At 70.4% G+C, this 5281-nt stretch carries 6 protein-coding genes and 1 pseudogene; 5 read left to right on the plus strand and 2 right to left on the minus strand.

From position 1 onward, the window contains the following. From QR77_RS02095 to QR77_RS02110, 4 genes are all read left to right on the plus strand, one after another. The coding region (locus tag QR77_RS02095) for a TerB family tellurite resistance protein (RefSeq protein ID WP_040019383.1) at positions 1-109 on the plus strand (109 nt) is incomplete at its 5' end. 278 nt (positions 110-387) lie between these two features. Then, on the plus strand, positions 388-1461 hold the full coding sequence (locus tag QR77_RS02100) for a LacI family DNA-binding transcriptional regulator (protein ID WP_040027124.1): 1074 nt from the start codon (positions 388-390) through the stop codon (positions 1459-1461). A 211-nt stretch (positions 1462-1672) separates the two neighbouring features. After that, positions 1673-2434, plus strand: coding sequence for an MgtC/SapB family protein (locus tag QR77_RS02105; RefSeq protein WP_040019384.1), 762 nt, complete (start codon positions 1673-1675; stop codon positions 2432-2434). A gap of 61 nt (positions 2435-2495) precedes the next feature. Then, the gene (locus tag QR77_RS02110) at positions 2496-3026 is read left to right on the plus strand and encodes a hypothetical protein (RefSeq protein WP_040019385.1); all 531 of its coding nucleotides are present in this window, start codon (positions 2496-2498) and stop codon (positions 3024-3026) included. Positions 3027-3108: 82 nt separating this feature from the next. Here the strand turns inward: QR77_RS02110 and QR77_RS02115 are convergent, their stop codons facing one another. Both QR77_RS02115 and QR77_RS02120 read right to left on the minus strand, forming a co-directional pair. Further along, positions 3109-3966: an SRPBCC family protein gene (locus QR77_RS02115; protein WP_236710498.1), complete on the minus strand. Its 858-nt coding sequence runs from the start codon at positions 3964-3966 to the stop codon at positions 3109-3111. Then, a complete protein-coding gene (locus QR77_RS02120; protein WP_040019386.1) occupies positions 3963-4280 on the minus strand; it encodes a metalloregulator ArsR/SmtB family transcription factor in 318 nt (105 codons plus the stop codon). The genes QR77_RS02115 and QR77_RS02120 overlap by 4 nt, the downstream gene beginning before the upstream one ends. Positions 4281-4578: 298 nt before the next feature. Here QR77_RS02120 and QR77_RS02125 point away from each other — a divergent pair. Then, a pseudogene (locus QR77_RS02125) lies at positions 4579-4986 on the plus strand (hypothetical protein); the annotation flags it as partial. Between the last annotated feature and the right edge of the window lie 295 nt (positions 4987-5281).

Below are 5281 nucleotides of genomic sequence, written 5' to 3' on the forward strand. Positions count from 1 at the left end.
CGGCATCGTCATCGGCGGAGCCGACGGAAACTTCGACAAGGACGAACAAGCCGTCGTCCGCGAAGCCTGCTTCACCCTCGACCTGCCCCCGCACGAATTCGACCTCTGAGCCTGACCTCTGAGCCTGACCTCTCAGCCTCGGCCTCCGAGCGAGGAACGCCCCCGCGGGCGTGACAAGGGGCGGTGACAGGGGGCGGTGACCGACGGCGGTCACCGCCCCCTTCGCCATGTGCCCTCCCGAAAGCCTCTTTCTTGTCCGGTTCGCGTCTTCCCTGGTGAGCGCTCTCATGGCCGCGCGTGTCCGGACGGTCACCGTTCGATACGATGGCGCCCCACCGCAGCCGTACGTTCGAAGGCGTCGCGCCCGTGCGACCGAAGGGGTCGAAGATGGCTACCATCAGGGACGTCGCCCGGCGGGCTGGGGTCGCCCCGAGCACCGTCTCGTACGTGTTCACCGGCTCGCGGAGCATCTCGGAGGAGACGCGCGAGCGCGTCAGGGAAGCCGTCGACGTCCTCGGTTATCAGCCTCGCGGCGGCGCGCGGATACCGCGCGTCAGCCGTACCCGTACGGTCGCCCTGGCGCTGCCCACCCCCGGGGGCCCACGGCACTCCGTGGACGGGCGGTTCGCGATCGACCTGAGCGACGCGGCGCGCGGCCTGGGCTACGACCTGCTGCTGACCCCGTCCGAGGACAAGGCGGAGGGGCTGCGGCGGGTTGCGCTCGACGGACTCGCGGACGCCGCTGTGCTCATGGCCGTCGACCTGGAGGACGCGCGGATCGACGTCGTACGTGAACTGGCCTTTCCCGCCGCCCTGATCGGGCGTCCCACGGACGAGGGCGCGCTGCCGTGGACCGACCTGGACTGGGAAGAGGCGGCGGCGCTCGCCGTACGTGAGCTGTCGGCGGCCGGCCATGCCGACCTCGTGTATCTCGCGCCGGGTGAGGCCGAGGTGAGGGCGCGGCGCGGCTACGCGTTACGGGGCATCGCCGGGGCCCGCAGGGGCGCCCTGGAGACGGGCGCCGCCGTCAAGGTGGTCCACGCGGTGGACGACCCGGCCAAACTCGCCAGCAGGCTCCGCACGTTGCTCTCCGATCCCACCGGCGGCGGACGCAGGAGAACACCGACCGCGCTGATCGTGCAGCACCCTTCGGCGCACCATCACATCCTGGCGTCGGTGACAGCGGCCGGTCTCCGGGTGCCCGGTGACCTCACTGTCGTGGTCATCGGCACACTTCCCGGCGATCCCGCGGGCCGGGGGCTGCCCCGTATCGAACTCCCCGTCCAGGCACTGGCCGACGGGGTCACCCGGCTCGCGGTGTCGGCCGCCGCGGCGCTGCGTGAACCGGCCGCGCCGGAGGCCGACCCCGGGGCGCGACTGCTCGCCGCGTCCCTCGGACATCTGCTGATCGCACCGGAGTTACTGCCCGGGGCGCTCCCGCTGTCCGCGCCGGCGCGCTGACACCACGGCGACACCGTGGAGTTCCCCTCCGTCCACGACCCGACGCCCAGGACCCGACGCCCAGGAAGATCATCGCCTGCCGGCCCACACCCCGGCCGCGGTCCGGGAGGGCGGGCCCCTGCCCGGGGGGTGATTGCCCTAGTCTCGGTCACACCGTCACATTCCGGTGAGTCGCATCCGGTACGTCGCATGCCGGTGAGGAGGATCCACGTTGCACACGCTCGCACTGTCCCTGTTCGATCCCGGCGCCGGGCAGGGGACGCGCCAGTTCGCCGAACTCGGCCTCGCGCTGCTCCTCTCCACGCTGATCGGCGCCGAGAGGGCGACCCGGCAGAAGAGCGCGGGACTGCGTACCCACACCCTGGTCGGGGTCGGCAGCGCGCTGTTCATGGAGGTCTCGCAGCACGGCTTCAACGCGGTGCTCGGCCTGGAGAACGTGTCGTTCGACCCCTCCCGTGTCGCCGCCCAGATCATCTCCGGGATCGGCTTCATCGGCGGCGGGCTCATCTTCGTACGGCGCGACGCCGTACGCGGCCTGACCACAGCGGCGACCGTCTGGCTCACCTGTGCCATCGGCATGGCCTGCGGCGGCGGGCTCGCGCTGCTGGCGATCGGCGCCACCCTGGTGCACTTCATCGTCGTCCAGGGCTACCCCAGGATCACCGGGCGCGTGCCGGCGCTGGCCACGCCGGAGCACACCCGGCTCCATCTCGCGTACCGCATCGGCACGGGTGTGCTGACCCGGGTCCTCGAATTCACCACAGGCAAGGGGTTCCAGGTGGTGCAGGTACGGGTGGACCGGGCGGCGGTCCACCCGGACGAGATCGGCGAGGAGCCGTCGCCCGAGGCGGGCACCGCCCTGGTCTACGTAGACATCGAGGGCACCGGCAGTGTCCATCAACTGGTGGCCGAACTCTCCGAGTTCGAGGAGCTGCTGAGTGTGTCGTCCATCAGGGACGAGGAGACGGAATGAGCCGGAGGAGGCCGGAGTAGACTCCCCGGTCGGGCGGAACGCAGGACTGACGGGGGAGATCATGACGGAGTTCCTGGGACCACTCGAACTGGTCGGGGACCGCTGGATCATCGGGGACTCGGAGCGTGAGGGCGGCTCGTGCCTGGTCCTCGGCCCCGAAGGCTTCGCACACCACGGGCCCGGAGCACCGGAACGCGTGGCGCTCGTTCCATGGTCCAGATTCATCGATGTGCGTATCCATGCCACCTATCGGGCATGGCTTGCCACCAGGACCATGGGCGTGGTCGGGGTGCTGGGCCACAACCACATGGAGACCGGCCGCAGCGGCTGTTCCGTGAGGGGAACCCTTCGCCATCCGTACGAGAACTGGTCGGTCAACTACACCCATCACGAGCGTCCCTACACGAGCGCGCACCTCTTCATGCTGAGAGCCCTGTGCGCGAAGGTGTCCCGAGCGAAGGCGCCGCACCGCCTCGGTGACCGGGAGTGGCTGGGCCTCGCTGTTGCCCGGTTGGCACCGCTGCACGGGTGGCGGACGCGCCCCCAGGCGACGCGGGAAGTGAACGCGGTCATCGACGGCCTCGGCTTCTGACCGGACCGGTGTGACCGCCGCGTCCCCCGGGAGCGGCGGTCACAAGCGCGAGGACGGACCCTGTTCGGACAGGGGCAGGGCCTCAGGACTCGATGAGCGCCTCCGCGAGCCGCTCGACGCGCTCCTGCCAGGCGGCGAGGGCCGCGGTGCCGTCGAGGTCCTCGGGGCCGGTCTGGGTGAGGACGAGCCTGGCTCCGTGGCCCGTACCCTCGCGCATCTCCCAGGTGACCGACCCGTGCGGCTCCGCCGTGTACGTCAGTGACTTCGGCGCCCGCACCTCGGTGACCGGTCCCGCGGCGACCTTCCCCGAGGTGAACCCCTCCGGCACCGGCAGCCCCGCCACCGGTTCGACGCCGTTCGACAGCACCTCCCACACCGTCTCGGCGGGCCGCACGAGTTGCCGCTCCAGGCGGATGCGTTTGCCGCCGGCGACCGCCTCCACGCCGCCCCTGCCGAGGTCGAAGCGGCGCACGTACGCCTCGTGCAGCCGGCCCGTGTCCCGGCTCGGCCGGACGGGCCCGCCGTCGAGGAGCTGCCCCAGCGCGTTGATGCACAGGTGCCAGCCGGAGGCGAAGCTCGCCGAGCCGAAGTGGTCGCCGAAAGTGTGTACGAGCGTCAGCAGCGAACCGTCGGCGTAGGGGGCGATGGACCAGCTCAGGTGCTGGTCCCCCCAGGTGAAGGCGAAGAGGGTGGGCGCTTCGACGTCCGTGACGACGCCCGTCATCTCCGGTGCCTCCCCGCCCGGGAAGCGGAAGGTGATCGTGGCGCCCGGTCGCAGATCCAGCTCCACCTCGGCGGGGAACCACCGCGCGAGCGCCGACGGTTTGGTGAGCGCGGCCCAGACCTTGTCCGGGGCGTGGTCGAGCTTGCGCTCCATGCGGAGCGCGGTCTGCCCCTGGACCGTGGTCAGGGTGTCGGAGTGCTGGTCCATGTTCATCATGAGGGGTCGTCCTCCATCGCGTCGAGGTGCCGTTCGAGCGCGTCAAGAGCGCCGGACCACAGGTGCCGGTACGGGGCGAGCCAGGCGTCGAGTTCGGCGAGCGGCTCGGGGCGCAGCTCGTACCAGCGGCGCTGAGCATCCTGCCGTACCCGGACGAGCCCCGCATCGCGCAGCACCCGCAAGTGTTTCGATGTGCCCGGCTGGCTCAGTCCGAGATGCTCGGTCAGCTCACCGACCGAGTAGGGGCGGTCGAGGAGGAGATCGAGGATCCGCCGCCTGTTGGGCTCAGCGAGTACGTCGAACGGAATGGACATACGGCCAACATACCCACTGGGCTATATAACTTCAAGGGCATGTACGCGCTCCCTCTCCGACCCGGATCCGGAGCCGGCCGCGCGCGTTTCGGCCAACAAAATGCGCGGGAGGCGTCCGAATTCTGGCCGGAACCATGCCGTGACAGCGCGTCAGCAATGCCTACATAATTGTAAGTTGGGGCGATCGAAGATCGACCACACTGCTCTCCCGGAAATCGCCCCGCGACGTGCACACCGTACCTGTCAGGAAATGCGGCCCGTCGGCCGGACACCGCAGAACGGCGCGAGGAGAGCGGCCGTGCATGACGAATTCCTTTGTCACGTCACCGCGTACGGAGTCTGCGGTGGGGAGCGTGTCGGCGTGCCCCTGGGCACCTATCGCGCGCCCACGCTGGCGCTGGCCCTGTGGTGGCTCAGGGACCGTGCGACCTGGATCGCCGAGCGGCTTGATCCCAGCCCTGACAGCCCCTGCTTCCCGGCCGAGGCGCTCGCGCCGGTGGCGCGGCACGTGCCCGACGTACCGGAGACGCTGCGGATCTGGCGGGACGACGTGGCCCACCAGGAGATGGTCGCCGAGCATCTCGCGGCGGGCCGCCTGATCCGGGTGGCCACCCGGGACGAGACCACCGAATACGAACTGCTCGCCGAGTCGGTCGACGCACTGAGAATGGACCGGGCACTTCCGTTGTTGATCACACCTGAGGCAATGCCGGACGCGTATCGGCGGGAACGCCCGCTGGCGTCTTCCGGGGACACCATGCGACTCGGTCAATTGCACCGGTGAAGAGGATCTCCGAAATTCGCCGGTAGCCCGGCGGGATATCCGCTTTCACCTCGGGATTTCGCCCTGGGCTATTTCGATATGAGTATGCAAATCGTCCGCGGCCGCCACGGCGGCGGCGCCGGAGAGCGTCAGGCACAGCAGGAGCGCGCAGGCGACGGGGCGTACGGCCCTGGGCAGCGCCCGCCCGGCGCCCGTCCCGCCGCCCGTCCCGGCGGCC

The sequence above is a fragment of the Streptomyces sp. 150FB genome (assembly GCF_000818195.1).
GTDB lineage: Bacteria > Actinomycetota > Actinomycetes > Streptomycetales > Streptomycetaceae > Streptomyces.

What these genes read in the sequence shown, in the direction of transcription:
- QR77_RS02115 (WP_236710498.1), bottom strand. Translation starts at nt 3,966, where the DNA reads ATGATGAACATGGACCAGCACTCCGACACCCTGACCACGGTCCAGGGG.
- QR77_RS02120 (WP_040019386.1), bottom strand. Translation starts at nt 4,280, where the DNA reads ATGTCCATTCCGTTCGACGTACTCGCTGAGCCCAACAGGCGGCGGATC.
- QR77_RS02100 (WP_040027124.1), top strand. Translation starts at nt 388, where the DNA reads ATGGCTACCATCAGGGACGTCGCCCGGCGGGCTGGGGTCGCCCCGAGC.
- QR77_RS02110 (WP_040019385.1), top strand. Translation starts at nt 2,496, where the DNA reads ATGACGGAGTTCCTGGGACCACTCGAACTGGTCGGGGACCGCTGGATC.